Source organism: Endomicrobiales bacterium (assembly GCA_023228045.1).
GTDB lineage: Bacteria > Elusimicrobiota > Endomicrobiia > Endomicrobiales > JALOBY01 > JALOBY01.
In genome coordinates, this window is sequence record JALOBY010000009.1 from 1 (window position 1) to 16,723 (window position 16,723).

At 36.8% G+C, this 16,723-nt stretch carries 10 protein-coding genes; all 10 read left to right on the forward strand.

Going from position 1 to position 16,723, the window contains the following annotated elements; translation table 11 throughout:
• Positions 1 to 181: 181 nt before the first annotated feature.
• Complete coding sequence (gene ribH / locus M0Q46_03025) at positions 182 to 628, forward strand: 6,7-dimethyl-8-ribityllumazine synthase (protein MCK9582581.1); 447 nt, start codon at positions 182 to 184, stop codon at positions 626 to 628.
• 543 nt (positions 629 to 1,171) lie between these two features.
• Positions 1,172 to 3,790 (forward strand): preprotein translocase subunit SecA, encoded by a 2,619-nt coding sequence (gene secA, locus M0Q46_03030; GenBank protein MCK9582582.1) that lies wholly within the window; start codon positions 1,172 to 1,174, stop codon positions 3,788 to 3,790.
• Positions 3,791 to 5,050 carry a GAF domain-containing protein gene (locus M0Q46_03035; protein ID MCK9582583.1) on the forward strand — a complete coding sequence of 420 codons (1,260 nt, stop codon included), beginning with the start codon at positions 3,791 to 3,793 and terminating at the stop codon, positions 5,048 to 5,050.
• Positions 5,051 to 5,058: 8 nt separating this feature from the next.
• Entirely contained in the window at positions 5,059 to 6,579 is a 1,521-nt protein-coding gene (gene lnt, locus M0Q46_03040) for an apolipoprotein N-acyltransferase (GenBank protein MCK9582584.1), read from the forward strand.
• A 42-nt stretch (positions 6,580 to 6,621) separates the two neighbouring features.
• The gene (gene prfB / locus M0Q46_03045) at positions 6,622 to 7,668 is read left to right on the forward strand and encodes a peptide chain release factor 2 (GenBank protein MCK9582585.1); all 1,047 of its coding nucleotides are present in this window, start codon (positions 6,622 to 6,624) and stop codon (positions 7,666 to 7,668) included.
• Positions 7,669 to 7,804: 136 nt separating this feature from the next.
• Positions 7,805 to 9,256, forward strand: a complete 1,452-nt coding sequence (gene lysS, locus M0Q46_03050; protein ID MCK9582586.1) for a lysine--tRNA ligase — start codon at positions 7,805 to 7,807, stop codon at positions 9,254 to 9,256.
• Position 9,257: 1 nt separating this feature from the next.
• Entirely contained in the window at positions 9,258 to 10,466 is a 1,209-nt protein-coding gene (locus M0Q46_03055; GenBank protein MCK9582587.1) for an ABC transporter permease, read from the forward strand.
• A gap of 1 nt (position 10,467) precedes the next feature.
• A complete protein-coding gene (locus M0Q46_03060) occupies positions 10,468 to 11,148 on the forward strand; it encodes an ABC transporter ATP-binding protein (GenBank protein MCK9582588.1) in 681 nt (226 codons plus the stop codon).
• A 20-nt stretch (positions 11,149 to 11,168) separates the two neighbouring features.
• Positions 11,169 to 12,047 carry a branched-chain-amino-acid transaminase gene (gene ilvE / locus M0Q46_03065; protein ID MCK9582589.1) on the forward strand — a complete coding sequence of 293 codons (879 nt, stop codon included), beginning with the start codon at positions 11,169 to 11,171 and terminating at the stop codon, positions 12,045 to 12,047.
• A gap of 43 nt (positions 12,048 to 12,090) precedes the next feature.
• Complete coding sequence (locus tag M0Q46_03070; GenBank protein MCK9582590.1) at positions 12,091 to 16,719, forward strand: translocation/assembly module TamB domain-containing protein; 4,629 nt, start codon at positions 12,091 to 12,093, stop codon at positions 16,717 to 16,719.
• Positions 16,720 to 16,723: the final 4 nt, after the last annotated feature.

Sequence of the window (16,723 nt, forward strand, 5' to 3'; positions counted from 1 at the left end):
TTAGTTACTTAAAATGGTTTTGCTACTTCAAAACTATCAAAAATAGCAACACTTTTTGAGTATTATGCCCGCAATGACACGGTTTTAGTTTTTAGTTTACATTTAATTGAGTAACTGTAATAAATATATAAGAAAAAACTTAGCACAAATGGGAGGCAGTATGGTTAAAACAACTGTAGGTATGTTGGATGCAAAAGGTAAAAAGTTTGGTGTTGTAATATCTCGCTTTAATGAGTTTATTACATCCAAATTACTTGGTGGCGCAATAGATTCTTTTGTGCGTCATGGCGGTAATGAAAGTGATTTAGAGGTGTTCTGGGTTCCGGGGTCATTTGAAATTCCTGCAACTGCAAAAAAAGTTGCCGAAAGTAAAAGGTTCAATGCAGTTATCTGTCTTGGGTGTGTAATAAGAGGGGAAACCCCGCATTTTGATTATGTTTCCTCAGAGGTTGCAAAAGGTGTTGCACAAGTTGGTATGGAAAGCAGTGTTCCTGTTATTTTTGGTGTACTTACAACAGATAACCTTGAGCAGTCAATTGAAAGAGCAGGCACAAAGTCGGGCAATAAAGGCGCTGAAGCGGTTGAAAGTGCAATTGAACTTTCAGATCTTTATAACAAAATAAAATAATTAAAGTTACAGTGTTTTATAGACAATAATTTAGTTGACAGAATAAATTATTATTTTGTGTAAAAGCGTTGCAATGCAAAGGTGTTGCAGAATAATTGTCCATCAAATAAATGGATATAAAATGAGAAAAAGGTGACACCGTTGAGTTTGATATAATTGAATCAGATAAAGGCCCAAAAGCATCTAATGTAAAAAAAATATAATATTCAAAATATCAGCAAAAGGAAGCTGTGCATTGCATTATGCCCAGCTTCTTTTTTTATTTATTACCCACTTTGGCTGATAATGAATAAGTATTTTGTGGGGATTTCGGCGAGGGCATGTCCTTGAGTGTCGTGGTCAAGGATGTCTGACCACCAAGGCCGGTGGGGCAGGATAGCCCCGCGGTTTAAATAAATCTGGATTTCAGCTAATCCCGCCCGATGGTGGGATGGGAATGAAAAAATATGGCGTAGCGTCGGAGAGATATTTGCGCCAGTTATTATAATTTAGTAGAATAGGCAAAATTTTAACTCGTATTTTGCAAAAGGAAAAAGATTATTTATGTTTAAAAAAATTATTTATGCACTTTTTGGCTCACCCAATGATCGCGTTGTAAAAAAATTATATCCGATTGTGGGTCAGGTAAATGTTTTTGAAGAGCAAATTACTGCACTTTCCGACGAAGCTTTAAAAGCAAAAACACAGGAGTTTCGTGATCGTATAAAACAAGGCCAAAAACTTGATGATATTTATCCTGAGGTGTTTGCCTGCGTGCGTGAGGCATCAAAAAGAACTATTGGCTTAAGGCATTTTGACACACAGCTGATGGGTGGTTATGTTTTGCACACGGGTCGTATTGCGGAAATGCGTACAGGTGAAGGTAAAACACTTGTTGCTACACTTGCCGCGTATTTAAATGCTTTAGAGGGCAAAGGTGTTCACATTGTTACCGTTAATGATTACCTTGCAAACCGTGACCGCGCATGGATGGGCCCTGTTTTTGAGTTTTTAGGACTTAGTGTTGATTGTGTTGGGCACGATATGCGTGCTACAAGGCGTCGTGCTGCTTATGCCAGCGACATTACTTATGTAACCAACAATGAACTTGGTTTTGATTACCTTAGAGATAACATGGTTGTCACTTTAGATGAAAAAGTTTTGCGTGAGCTTAACTATGCAATCGTTGACGAAGTTGACTCAATTTTAATTGACGAGGCAAGAACCCCATTAATTATTTCAGGCCCTGCCGAAGAATCAACCGATAAATACTACATTTGTAACCGTCTTGTTCCAATGTTAAAAGGCAGAAAAATTACCGAGTCAGAAGAAATTGATGCAAAATATAAAGGCATTGAGCTTGGCGTTGGTTTTGATTACATAGTTGACGAAAAAAATCACACCGTAGTAATGACAGATCAAGGGGTAAGCAAAGCTGAAAAATTGCTTGGCGTGAAAAATATATACGACGATGTGCAAGCAGAGTGGGTGCACCATTTAACACAGGCGATAAGGGCACATAACCTTTACCAAAAAGATGTGCAATATGTTCTTAAAGACGGTGAAGTTATAATTGTAGATGAATTTACCGGGCGGCTTATGCCGGGTCGTCGTTGGTCGGAAGGTTTGCATCAGGCAGTTGAAGCAAAAGAAAATATGCGCATAGCAGAAGAAAACCAAACACTTGCAACCATCACTTTTCAAAATTTCTTTAAGATGTACAAAAAAATTTCCGGTATGACTGGTACCGCCGTAACTGAAGCGCAGGAATTTTGGCAAATTTACAAGCTTGCGGTTGTAGAAGTGCCAACTAATAAAAAGATGATTCGCGTTGACCATGTAGATATTATTTATCGCACGGAACGCGAGAAATACGAGGCTGTTGTTTGTGAAATTGAGAATTTGTGGAAAAAAGGTCAGCCGGTTTTGGTTGGTACGCGCTCTATAGAAAAGTCAGAAAGAGTTTCTGCAATTCTTAGGCGCAAAGGTATTCCTCATCAGGTGTTAAATGCCAAATATCACGAAATGGAAGCACAAATTATTTCGCAGGCCGGTAAAAAGGGTTCTGTAACAATAGCAACAAATATGGCCGGCCGCGGTACCGACATTGTTCTTGGTGGAACACCGCCGGTTGAAGGTGAGTCGCAGGAAGTAATAGCACTTGGTGGTTTGCATATTTTAGGTACAGAACGCCATGAGTCACGAAGAATTGATAATCAGCTCAGAGGGCGTTCTGGCAGGCAGGGTGACCCCGGGTCATCGCGTTTTTACCTTTCGCTTGAAGATGAATTAATGAGACTTTTTGGTTCAGAAAGAATTTCTACGGTTATGCAAAAACTTGGTATGAGAGATGGTGAAGATATTCAGCACCCATGGATTTCAAAAGCCATAGAAAATGCGCAAAAAAAAGTTGAAGGGATGAACTTTGACATAAGAAAACAACTGTTGGAATATGACAATGTTATGAACAAACAGCGCGAGGTTGTCTATCGCTTAAGAGCCAGTATATTGGCAGGGGAAGATATTAGCTCAATAGTGGCTGTCATGCTTGAGGAAGCCATTGATGAAAAAATTAATCAATGGGCCCCTGCAAAGCAATACCCCGAGCAATGGGAGTGGCTGAACTTAGAAACATGGCTTACAAAAACTTTTAATTGTAAGCTTGCTTTGGCACATGACGAAATGCTGCAATTGCGTCAAGAAGGTTTAAAAGCGCTTGTACAAGAAAAAATAAATACCAATTATACTTTGCGTACTAATTTAGTAAGTGCTGAACAGTTTAACGAGGTGCAAAGAAGAATTTTGCTTATGATTATTGATACCGCATGGAAAGAGCACCTTTACGACTTAGATCAGGTAAAAAAAGGTATTGGTCTTAGAGCTTATGGCAACAAAGATCCATTAATAGAATATCAAAAAGAGTCATTTGAGATGTTTGAACAAATGATGTGCCGTATCCGCGAAGCATCATTGGAATACATTTTTAATGTTGAACTTGTGCAAGAAAGAGCCGCTGTGCAAGTTGCCAAATCTGATGAAAATTTGCAGCGCCCAAAAGAAAAAAATAATCTTGGAATATTAGCTCAAAACTCACAAAAAGTTGACTTAAAAGATAAACTTGGCAGAAACGACCCTTGTCCATGTGGCAGCGGGAAAAAATATAAGAAGTGTTGTGGCAAATAAATGAAAACTAACAAAAAAAACAAACCAAAAAAACAAAGTTTAAAACCAACTCTGAAAATTTTACAAAGAGAAGTGGCTTTCCTGCATGGGGTAATTGATATACTCGGCAAAGCTGAAGACCTTGCCACATTGCTTCAACAGCTAAGTAAACTACTTGCTGATTTTATTAACGCAGACAGTTGCTTAATTTATTTGCTTTCAGATACAAAAACCGATCTTGTATTGCTTGGCGCATACCCGCCACATCCAAACCAGATTGGCAAAGTTCGCCTTGAAACCGGGCATGGAATTACGGGATGGGTGGCCGCGCACCGAGAGCCTGCTGTACTTTGCGGCAATGCCTATAAAGACCCTCGTTTTAAGTTTGTAAAAAATATTCCTGAAGATAAGTACGAAGCTCTTCTTTCAGTTCCAATTATGTTAGATTCAAACCCAAGCGGCGTTGTAAATATCTTCAATAAAAAAAGCACCAAGTTTACATCAAGCCATGTTGATATTCTAACCAACATTGCTGCTCATATTTCATCGGCAATTGAAAGAATGCGTTTAGAGCAGATTGCAAATAACAAAGAGAAACAAATTGAGGTTATTGCAAAGCTTTCTAACACAATAGTTTCGGGTATGTATTTAAAAGAGATACTACAACTAATTGTAACAATGAGTGCGCAGATGATGAACTCAAAAATATGTTCGCTTATGTTGCTTAACGAGAAAACGGGTGAACTTAAAATTGAAGCAACCCAATCACTTTCTGATGAATATAAAATGAAGCCGCCGATAAATATAGCCAAATCTGTGGCTGGGAAGTCCATAATAGAAAAACGCTCTATTGTAGTTGCTGATGTTACAAAAGATCCAAATTATACCTACCCTGAAATTGCAAAAAAAGAAGGTTTGCGCTCTATGTTGGCGGTTCCAATGATATTTAAAAATAAACCAATAGGTGTAATAAACTGTTACACAACGGTAGAACACGACTTTTCTTCTGACGAAATAAATCTGTTATCTACAATTGCAAACCAGGCAGCTGTTGCAATTGTGAACACTCGCCTTATTGAAGAGGCAAATGTCACAAAGGAAGCTCTTGAAACCAGAAAGCTTATTGACAGAGCAAAAGGTATACTTATGCGTTTGAAAAATATGAATGAAGAAGAGGCCTTTCGTTTCTTACAAAGGCAAGCTATGGATTTACGGCGCACTATGAGAGACATTGCCGAGGCAGTGCTTCTTAGTGAAGGCATTCGCAAAGCTAACCTATAAAATAAATTGTGAAACCCAACCTATTGGTAAAACATCTCTTAGCAATAACATCAGGGCTTTTACTGTTTCTGTCATTGCCTGCTCAAAATCTATTTTTTTTAGCATGGATTGCACTTGTGCCGGTACTGTTTGCAACCTATAAATCTAGTGCCAAAGAGGCATTTTATTATGGGCTATTAGCGGGTTTGGCTGCATATCTACCTGCGCTTTATTGGGTTTTCCCGACTGTCAATCTTGCCGGCGGAGGTGTGGCTCAGGCCATTGTATGTTTTTTGTTGTTAGCTATATATATGGCATTGTTTATTGCGCTATGGCTAATGTGTTCGCGTTTAAAAGCAATTGAGAATACGAAGGGTTATTGGGTAATTTTATTTCTTGCGTTTTTATGGGTAATAATTGAGTATTCGCGTTCTAATTTATTTACCGGTTTCCCGTGGCTTTTACTTGGACATTCACAGTGGAATTTTAATGAATTATTGCAAATTAGTGAATTTTGTGGAGTTGAGGGAATATCTTTTCTCCTGGTGTTTTTTAACCTGTCTCTTTGGTATGCAATAAAAGATAAAAAAGTTGGTTACCTATTTTTTGCATCTTCTGTTTTATTATTAGCTGTGTTTATTGGAACTAATTTAGATACAAAAAAGTGGCGCCTTGGAAACAGCGTTAACGTTGCCGTTGTTCAAACAAACATAAGCCAGAATGAAAAGTGGAACCCGGATTTTAAAAATGAAATATTGCAAAAATATTTAAGTTTGCTAAATGGTCTAACTAAAAGCACTAAACCTGAGCTTATTGTTTGGCCGGAAACTGCTTTGCCGGATGACTTATTTGCAAAAAACGAGTTTTTTTCATGGGCAAGTAAAAGTTTTGAGGCAAGTTCTGCATACAATGTTGTTGGCACTTTGGTTAGTGAAAATGGCGCGTATTTTAACGTTTCTGCTGTTTTTAATCCTGCTGGTGAGTTAGTAGGGGTGCATAAGAAAACGCATCTGGTGCCTTTTGGCGAATACATACCATTGCGTAAGTACATTCAGCCATTTTTTGCAATAGTTGGTGATATGGGTGATTACTCTAAGGGTTTTGAACATGAAAGCTTTTTCGCCGCAAAAACACTCATAGCTCCAACTATATGTTCTGAGAATTTTTTTGCGCAATCTATTGCGCGTTTTGTCACCAATGGGGCACAGGTTTTGCTTAACCAAACCAACGATGCGTGGTTTTATGACACATCTGCGTTAGAACAACATTTTGTATTAAATGTATTTCGTGCTGTAGAAAACCGCAGGCCGGTAGTTGTTGCAGGCAACGGTGGAATTTCCGGTTTTATTGATGAAAGAGGAAAAATAAATATAATTTTGCCAAAATTTAAAAATGCTACGCTCATGTACGAAGTATACCCATGTACCGGTTTAACTTTTTACACAAGGTTGCCAGGGTTGTTTAATAAAATTGCGCTTCTTGCGCTGTTGTTTTTAATTTATTTCAGAAAAAAAGGTTTAAAACCAAATTGCGATATTCAGGTTAAATAGGGGTAATTATGCTTGATGAATTAAAAGAAAAAATAATTTTGCTTGGGAGGTCTCTTTGAAATTGACCGTAAAAAAGAGACAATACTTGAGCTTGAAAGAGCAGCTTCAGCTATTGATTTTTGGAACAATCCTGAAAATGCAAAAGAGCAGATGGGCAAACTTAATGCCTTAAAAAAAGCTGTCAATGAATGGCAGGCATTAAACAAAGAAGTTGAAGAGTTAATTTCATTGCGTCAGATGTATGCTGAAGAAGGCGATGAAAGCATAGACACTGAAATTACTTTTGGTGTGCAAAGTTTAGCACAAAGAACGCTCGCCATTGAAACTATATTAAAGCTATCTGGCCCGCACGATAAAAGTAATGCCATAGTTTCGTTGCATGCAGGGGCTGGCGGAACTGAATCGTGCGATTGGGCTCAAATGCTTTATAGAATGTATTCCCGCTGGGCAGAAAAAAAAGGTTTCCAACTTGAACTTATAGATGCGCTTTCTGGTGATGAGGCGGGGTTAAAAAGTGCCACATTTTTGATAAAAGGCGAGTATGCTTATGGTTTTTTGCAATCGGAGCTTGGGGTTCACCGCCTTGTGCGTATATCGCCATTTGACGCAAATAAAAGGCGCCACACTTCTTTTGCTTCGCTTGATGTTATACCGGAAATTGACGATGATATTAACATTGTAATTGAAGAAAAAGATTTGAAAGTTGACACATATAAGGCATCTGGCGCTGGCGGCCAGCATGTAAACAAAACTGAGTCGGCAATTCGCATAACACATATTCCAAGTGGCATAATTGTTGCTTGTCAGACCGATAGATCTCAGCACAAAAACCGCTTAACGGCAATGAAGTTGCTTAAATCTAAACTATATGAAGCAGAACAAGACAAACTTAGAAAATCGGTAGAAAAGCATTATAACGAGAAAGGTTCAATAGAGTGGGGTAATCAAATAAGGTCGTATGTGTTTATGCCATATCAGCTTGTAAAAGATCACAGAACAGAGGCAGAAACTTCTCAGGTAGATGCCGTTATGGACGGAGATATTGATAAATTTATCTCTGCTTACCTGCAGTGGAAACTAACAAAATAGCTCTTACATATTTTAAAAAAGCTGTTTGACAATTTAATTGTAGTAACATTCCTGAAATATCAAAGTAAAACTCTTTTGACAACACTGAGCTAAAAAGGTAAAATTCCAACAAAATTTAATGTATTTTGAGGTATTTATGACAGAGATTTTAACCCCAATTGAACAGATTATTGATGTAAGAACACAAAAACTTAAAAAGCTTGAGTTGGCAGGGGTAAACCCATTTCCGGCTATAAGCCCGCAATCTACAAGCATTAAAATCATTTTAGATAAATTTTTAAGTTTGGAAATAGGAGCATCTTCCCCTGACAAATTTAGCGTTAATGGGCGGATAATTTCTATGCGCGATATGGGAAAGGCGTGTTTTATAAATATTAACGATGCCACAGGTAAAATACAGCTTTACATAAAAAAAGACCAGCTTGAAGGTGATTCATTTGTTTTATTTAAAGAAACCGTGGATATCGGTGATTTTATTAATGTTAGCGGTTTGCCGTTTAGAACAAGAACGGGCGAACTGACATTACAGGTTTTTAGCTGGCAGTTCCTTACTAAGGCAATAAGGCCATTGCCCGAAAAATGGCATGGGCTAAAAGATGTTGAAACTCGTTACCGTCAAAGATATTTAGACCTTATTGCAAACCCGGATGTTAAAGATGTGTTCGTTAAAAGAAGCTTAATTATATCAACTTTCAGAAATGTGCTTGAGCAAAAAGGTTTTTTAGAAGTTGAAACGCCGATAATGCAGTCAATACCAGGCGGTGCGGCAGCGCGGCCTTTTAAAACATTTCACAATGCGTTAAGTATAGAACTTTTTATGAGAATTGCTCCAGAACTTTATCTAAAAAGGCTTGTTGTTGGCGGCCTTGAAAAAGTTTATGAAATCGGACGCCAATTTAGAAATGAAGGAATAGATAGAACACATAACCCTGAGTTTACAATGCTAGAGTTGTATCAGGCATATGCCGACTACAACACAATGATGGACATTTGCGAAATTCTTATTTCGTCTGCTGCAAAAGCTGTTAACTTTGAAATAAAAACACCATTTAAACGAGTGCGCTTATTTGACCTTTTGCAGGAGTGCACAGGGCGCGATGTGCGTAGTGCTTTTGAAAGTGGGAAGTTAAAAGAGCTGGCAATTGAATTAAAACTTGATGTTGCGCCAGATGCCTCAGACAAAAAAATTATAGATGCCATATTTGACCAAAGAGCGCTTAACAAACTTATTGAGCCGACTTTTGTTTTAGATTATCCGTCAGTGCATTCGCCATTGGCAAAACCAAAAGCCAGTGACCCTGTTGTCGCTGAGCGTTTTGAGCTATACATAAACGGGCAAGAAATTGCCAATGCTTACTCAGAGCTTAACAACCCGATAATCCAAAGAGAGCGCTTTCTTGAGCAGGTTAGTAATAAAGCAAAAGGTGATGAGGAAGCCCAACCGTATGATGATGATTACATTATTGCCCTTGAGCATGGGTTGCCTCCAACAGGCGGGCTTGGCATAGGTATTGATAGATTGGTGATGTTCCTAACAAACACTGAGAGTATCAGAGAAGTTATCCTATTTCCGCTTCTAAGGCCATAAAATGCCAGTTGAACTATTTATAGCGATTCGTTACTTAAAAGCAAAAAGAAAGGGTTTTTACGCCATTATAACCACATTCATAGCGGTTGGGGGTGTTGCCCTTGGTGTTGCCGCGCTAATTATTACTCTTTCGGTTATGAGCGGCTTTCACGCTGATATAAAAGAAAAAATTCTTGGCTTACAACCACATATAATGATAACTTCATTTGACCAAAGTCCGCTTTATAATCCGCAAGATACAATGAATAAAATAAAAAGTTTTAAAGGTGTGCAAGGTGTTGCTCCATTTATTTTTGGGCAGGCTATTTTAAGAAGCAGGTTTGCAACTTCCGGCGCTGTTATAAAAGGTATTAATTGGGATAGTGAAAATACAATAGCAAAACTTTCAAAAAAAATTATTAAACCCGCAAGTGGAATTAGTATAATAGAAGATAATGGCGCTATACTTGGCAGCGAGCTTTCAAAAAACCTGGGTGTTTCTATTGGTGATAGTGTTGTTGCTATGGCCCCCGGAGAGCTTGGCTTTATGCCTCGCGTGGAAAAATTAAAAGTTTGCGCAATTATGCATTCAGGTATGTATGAATATGATTCAAATCTTTTTTATACCAATATCGCATCTGCCGGCCGCTTGTTTGGTGTTGGCGAAAATGCAGTTTCCGGTATTAGTGTGACATTATCAAACATAGGAAATAGTGCGGTTTTTTCAAAACTTTTAAGGGGTTCTTTGGGGCCTGCTTTTGCAGTGCGCTCATGGCAGGATTTAAACAGAAATTTATTCTCAGCATTAGAGTTAGAAAAAATAATGATGTTTATAATTCTTACCCTTATTGTATTGGTTGCGGCATTTAACACGGTTTCAAATTTACTGCTCTTAACTATGGAAAAATCAAAAGAAATAGGTATGCTGTGCGCTTTGGGTTTCAAAAGGGGAGCAATTGGCAGAATATTTTTTATTGAAGGTGTTATAATTGGTTCGCTTGGCACAGGTATTGGTTTAACAGTTGGAATTGGATTAAGTTTGTTGTTAAAAAAATATCAGTTTATACATTTGCCGGCTGAGGTTTATTATATAGATAAGCTTCCTGTTAAAATTGTTCCCGGCGATATAGCTCTTGTGGCTATTTGTGCATTTATTATTTCGGCTTTTGCAGCGCTTTACCCGGCTATAAAGGCATCTAAGTTAGACCCTATAGAGGCAATTAGATATTAATATGAACATTGTTCTTGAAAATATATCAAAAGAATATAATACTGGTTTTAGCCAAAATGTAATTGCATTAAAAAATGTTAGTTTAGTGCTGAATTCTGGTGATGCTGTATCGGTAATAGGGCCATCAGGCGCGGGTAAAAGCACTCTATTGCATATAATTGGCCTTATGGATACTCCATCAAGTGGCAATGTTGTTTTTGATGGTGTAAATGCAAGTGCAATGAGTAGTGCGCAAAAAGCATCTATACGAAAGAGCAAATTAGGTTTTCTTTTTCAATTTCACCATCTGCTTCCTGAGTTTACTGTACTTGAAAACATACTTTTGCCATCTTGGGAAACCAGAGCAGAAAAATTATCAACAGCGATAAATCTTTTAAAAGTTTTAGGAATAGAAAATAGAAGCCAGCATTTACCATCGCAGCTTTCAGGCGGGGAAGCCCAACGGGCGGCACTTGCAAGGGCACTAATAAACTCGCCAGATATAATATTGGCTGATGAGCCAACCGGTAATCTTGACAGAGAAACAGGTGTTTTAGTTGAAAATTTATTGTTTTCGCTATGTGAAGAAAAAAAAATATCGTTGGTACTTGTAACACACAATGAGGAAATAGCGCAGCGCACAAAACATACATTTCAAATGCGCGATGGAAAAATTGAAAATGTTAGGCAAAATATAAATTGATTAAGTTAAGGAGTTAATAAATGAAGATTTATCTTGATGGTAAGTTGCTTGAAAAAGAAGACGCAAAGGTTTCAGTATTTGATCATGGTTTGCTTTATGGTGATGGAGTATTTGAAGGTATTCGCGCTTATAATGGCAGGGTTTTCCGTCTGCGTGAGCATTTAGACCGCCTTTATAGCTCAGCGCATGTTATTAATTTGGTTATTGAAATGACTAAGGTCGGAATGGAAAATGCCATTCTTGATACATTGCGCGCCAATAAGTTAAAAGACGCTTATATTAGAGTGGTTGTTACAAGAGGTGTTGGCGATTTAGGGTTAGACCCTCGCAAATGTTCTCGTCCTACAATATTTATTATTGCCGATAAAATTAGACTTTATCCCGAAGAGTTTTATACAAATGGTCTAGATATTGTAACTGTTTCTACCAGAAGAAACATTCCTGATTCGCTTAACCCGTGCATAAAATCCTTAAATTATTTAAACAACATAATGGCCAAAATGCAGGCAAACCTTGCTGGTGTGGAAGAAGCAATTATGCTCGATTCCAACGGTTATGTGGCAGAGTGTACAGGTGATAATATTTTCATTGTAAAAAACAATGTTTTGTTTACTCCGCCGTCTTGGGTAGGGGCTCTTGAGGGGATAACGCGTGGTGCCGTTATAGAGCTTGCTCGTAACAAATTAAAACTTACTGTTCGTGAAGATGTATTTACAACTTACCATGTTTACACTGCAGATGAATGTTTTCTTACAGGTACAGGGGCAGAGATAATACCTGTTGTTAAGGTAGATGCTCGCGTAATCAATAATGGTAAACCAGGAAAACTTACACTTAAACTTATAAAAGAATTTAGGGAACTTACTAGCCTTACAGGTGTTCCAATTTATGAAAGATAGTGTGTTTAAACCCTATTGCAAAATATGGGTTGAAATGTGACAAATGCGAAAAAAAACTCTATTTTTACTTTTATTATTGCCATTAGTTTTGGCAATTATATTGTTTTTAGCCATTCGGCTAAAGTTTATTGAAGTACCTGTAACTTATGCTTTAGAGAATTATCTTGGCAATAGTGTAAAAATATCAAGTGTTGAATATAAACCACTTAATCGCCTTTCAATAAATGATTTGCAAGTTGGTAATTTTTTCAGTTGCAAAAAAGTTTATCTATTTTTAAACCCAATTAAGCTTATCTTTTCAAAAGATAAGCTCTCCGCAATTGCCTTTATTCACCTAAGCTCTCCACAGTTAAACTACACTCCTGAGTTTGATGCGTTGGTTAAAAAACTCAGCTCTTCAAAAGTGCAAAATAATAATATGGCAGATATTTCGCTTTCTTTTGAAGATGGTTCGGTGCTTTATCGCGGTACACAAATAAAAAATCTTAAAGGTAAATTGTATTTAAAACAACAAGAGATAAGCGCAAAGCTTTCTTTAGATATTAAAGGTTTCTCTATTAATGCCAACTTTTTAAAAGCGGCTCAAAATACATTTGATTTAGATATTCAGGCGAAAAGTGATAATGCTTCTGTGCTTTTGGCCTCTCATGGTGAGGTTACGAAAGATGGGCTAAATGCCCGGCTAAATTTACCGCTCATAAAAATATCTGATTTTGAGTTAAAAGACTCATCTGGAATGTTTGTGTTTTCAAATTCCAATGGATTAAGTTTTAACCTTATTTCTGCAAGTTCAATGAGTATGAACCTTTCAGGTGAGAACATTAAAAACTTAAACTTAATTTTTTTTCTCAACTTAGCTGGTCTAAATACTCAATCGTCCGGCAAAGTAGATTTTGCAGGATGGATAAAAGATGGTGTATTTACTTTTGATGGCAGTACAAAAGATGTTCGTATCAATAAAGCTCATATATCAGACTTGGTTTGCCGTATAGAAAGTGGCAAAAATGGCAATATAGCGCAATGTAATATTAGTGTTCCTGACAAAAAACTAACTTTTATATCTGAATTATCTACATCGGCATATTTTTCAGCCCGACTAATCAACAATGGCAAACTTTCCGCAGATGTAATTTCTACTACTGGGGTGGTAAATTTTAATATTTACGATATCAATTTATCTGCTTTACCGTTATATTTTGATGGCTACGAAAATCCATGTGGCGTTTTGGTTGCAAGTGGCAGTTATAGCGCGGGAAATGGCTTCGTTTACGGGTTGCTTAATAGTGCTTCGGTTAATGCATCAGAGCCGCTTTCGTTTAATTTTAGCTCAATAAAAAACGCAAACACAATTTTATTCTCATTGCTTAGCGCAAATAATGAACTTGCATTCAATTATTCACATAATGCAAATGGGGATATTTATAATGGTAAGTTTAAAAAAATTAGCATTAAAAAGTTATTGCCTATCTTCGTTAAAAGCTTAAGTAATTTAAGCGGCTATTTAAGTGGCAGTTTCGAATGTGAGCAAGATAAGGCAAAAGCTCAGTTATATGTTGGAGGTTTAAACACAGCTTCCAGTGGTTTTGATAGTGCCAAAATACTTGCGGAAATTAACCATAAAGAACTTGATGTTAAAGAACTTGCGCTTAGTTTAAATAATAAAAAAGTATTAGAAATGAATTTCGCGGCAAATTTAAAGAAAAAAAAGGAAAACTTTAACCTTGTTTCAAAAATAAGTGGTTTTAAAATAAACAACTTTGTTTTAAACACAAAACTTGCCACAAAAGGTAATTTAGATATTGATGCAAAAACTTTCAGAGGGAGTGTTTTGGCTAAAGATTTGTTATTAAATGGTTTTAAGAAAACTGAATTTAAGTCGGAAATTGTACTTTCAACTGCCGCGCTTAAGCTAAATGATTTTTTATTCAAGGGTTATGCTAGAGGGTCATTTAAGTATGATTTAATAGAAAATAAAGTAGAGGCAAATACACAATTTACTTTCTTACCGCTTAATTTGCTGCAAAAAGATTTGCAGGGCGCTTTAAGTGGCACCGCTTCAGTTTTTGGGTCTGTTAAAAATCCGATAGTTTCTGCTAAATTTCAAACGGTTTCTGCGCGGTATAAAAACCTTTCTTATGCAAGCTCTGGTTTGGCAAACTACCAAAACGGTGTTTTGTTTTTGAAAGATGCGAAATTAACTGCTAAAGATACCCAATTAAATTTTTCAGGGAGTTTTAGCAAAGATATTAACTTAGATGCTTGGTTTAATTTATCTTCAATTAGTGCTCTTAGGTCTATTGGTCTATATATTCCAAGTGATTGCAATGGGAAATTTAATGGTGAATTGAAAGTAGAAGGTTCCACAAGCTCATATATGTTATCGGGCAATCTATACGGCAAAGATGTTGCTTTTGGAAAAATAAAGCTTAATGAGTTAAACTCTGAATTTAAGTTTAACAAAGGCGTTCTTTATATAGATGCTTTATTGGCAAAAATTGCCGACAGTGAGTTTTCATTGTTGGAAGGGTCAAAATACAATATAAATACAGGTAAAATCAATATAGTTTCAAAGCTAAATAATTTGCACTTAGGACCAATAGATTTGTTTGGCAATATGGTGGTTGATGGTGCTTTGGTTGTAAAAAGCTCAAAACCTGTTGAATTTGTTGGCAGTGTCAGCACGAAAGATTTATGGTTAAACCAGTGTAAGCTTGAAAACTCAAAATTTGCCTTTAATTTGCAAAATAACAAAGTGCGTTTTAGTGAGGTTGCAAACTCACCTTTGAACATTGACGGGTCAATAGATTTTTCTATACCTGAAAGTTATGCCTTCAAAGCACTCTCAATATCTTGGAATAAGCAAAAATATGCTTCGCTTAACGGAATATTTTCTCTAAAGAATAGGTCTGAAATTGCGTTGAGTATGCGTTCTGTTGATGCAGAAGCTATCTCGGAATTGTTTAACTCTCCATTGCGTTTTAGTGGTTTGCTGGATACAAATATATTATTTAATGGGACATTAGAAAAACCAACGCTTGAGGGCAGTATAAATCTTTTTAATGGTGTGGTTGCCGCGATCCCTGCAGATAACTTCAATATTCAATTTGGTGTAAAAAATTCTATTTTAACAATCAGCAGTGTGAGGTTAATAAAGAAAGACGATTACATTGTTTCAGGTGGAGGCAGCGGCCCATTTTCCTTTACAAAAAGCGGTTACGAAAAGTTAAAGAATGAACCACTAAATTTTTCGTTAGGTATAGAAAATGGACGGCTTTCAATTTTAAAAGGGCTTAGCTATAAAATAAAAGAAGCCGATGGTAATTTAGATTTTAATGTCTCTCTTAGTGGTACAATCAATAATCCTGTGCTTAGTGGTATTTTATCTATTAGCGACGGTAAAGTTGCATTAAGTGAGTATGTTAAAGAGTTTAAAGATGTAAATGTTGAGTGCACGCTTTCAAATAATGAAGTATTAGTTAAAAATTTCTCTGCAAAAGCAGGTGAAGCCAAGTTGCGCATAGATGGAAAAATGTTGTTAAAAGATTTATTGCCAAATAGTTTTAATTTTGTTGTTTATACTGAGGGTAAAAAGGGTTTGCCTGTCTCTATTCCACAACTTCCTATACCTACACCATTAATAAAAAAAGATGGATGGAATGTTTTATCATCTCTTTCTAAAGGGGAACCAAGATTTAAAGTTTCTTTTTCAGGAACACTCGAGGCGCAGGAACTTAGCGGCTGGGTTGAGCTTGAAAATACAAACTTCACATATCCTTCCATATTAAAAAACACAGGTGGGCGAAGTGATGATTTGGATTTAATTAAAAATTTAACATGGAATTTAGATTTAAAAGCAGGAAAAAACACATGGTACGAAAATGAATTTGTAACTGTAAATGCAAAAGGCGCTTTGCATTTAAGTGGAAAGGACGCAAAACCTGTTACAAATGGTACTCTTGAGGCAATAAGGGGTGAAATTGTTTATTTGGGCAATGAGTTTAAAATAAGGCGCGCTCGTTTGGTAGTTGTAAATGACAAAGTATTTTTAGAGGGTGATGCTGATACAGAAATAACTTTGCCTTCAACAGGAGAAAGCTCCGTAGTTCAACTGTTTATTGATTATAATAATATTGATAGTATTAAACCTCGTTTTGTTTCAGTAAGTGACCCAACACTCACTTCTGAAAAGGCCCTTGCGCTTGCTACAGGCGTTGACCCGGATAAATTCACAATAGAAGATAGGGACTTCTTTATGCGCCAACAGCTCTTACGCATTTTTGATTCAACTCTTGCAACGCCGCTTGCAAAAAAACTTTTGCGCAAAACTGGTCTTGTAGATAGTTTTTCTGCTAAATATGACCCAACCAAAAAACAGACTCAAATACAAACACCTGGTAACCCGAGTATTCCAGAGTTGCTTTCAGGCACAAAATACTCTTTGGAAAAGTATCTCTCAGACAAGGTTCTTTTAGGATATTCTGTCACTTTTGACCAGGCGCAGAGTAAATTAGACCTCCGCCACGAACTTGATTTTTCATACCAATGGGTTAATAATATTTTTATAAAAGGTGTATACGAGCTCGGTAATAATAATCAACTTTCTCCAAAAGATAAAAGAATAACAGTTGAACAGCAGTGGCGTTTTGGCTGGCCAAAGAAAAAAAGTAATTAAACGA

What these genes read in the sequence shown, in the direction of transcription:
- secA (MCK9582582.1), top strand. Translation starts at nt 1,172, where the DNA reads ATGTTTAAAAAAATTATTTATGCACTTTTTGGCTCACCCAATGATCGC.
- lysS (MCK9582586.1), top strand. Translation starts at nt 7,805, where the DNA reads ATGACAGAGATTTTAACCCCAATTGAACAGATTATTGATGTAAGAACA.
- ilvE (MCK9582589.1), top strand. Translation starts at nt 11,169, where the DNA reads ATGAAGATTTATCTTGATGGTAAGTTGCTTGAAAAAGAAGACGCAAAG.
- ribH (MCK9582581.1), top strand. Translation starts at nt 182, where the DNA reads ATGTTGGATGCAAAAGGTAAAAAGTTTGGTGTTGTAATATCTCGCTTT.
- M0Q46_03070 (MCK9582590.1), top strand. Translation starts at nt 12,091, where the DNA reads ATGCGAAAAAAAACTCTATTTTTACTTTTATTATTGCCATTAGTTTTG.
- M0Q46_03060 (MCK9582588.1), top strand. Translation starts at nt 10,468, where the DNA reads ATGAACATTGTTCTTGAAAATATATCAAAAGAATATAATACTGGTTTT.
- M0Q46_03055 (MCK9582587.1), top strand. Translation starts at nt 9,258, where the DNA reads ATGCCAGTTGAACTATTTATAGCGATTCGTTACTTAAAAGCAAAAAGA.
- M0Q46_03035 (MCK9582583.1), top strand. Translation starts at nt 3,791, where the DNA reads ATGAAAACTAACAAAAAAAACAAACCAAAAAAACAAAGTTTAAAACCA.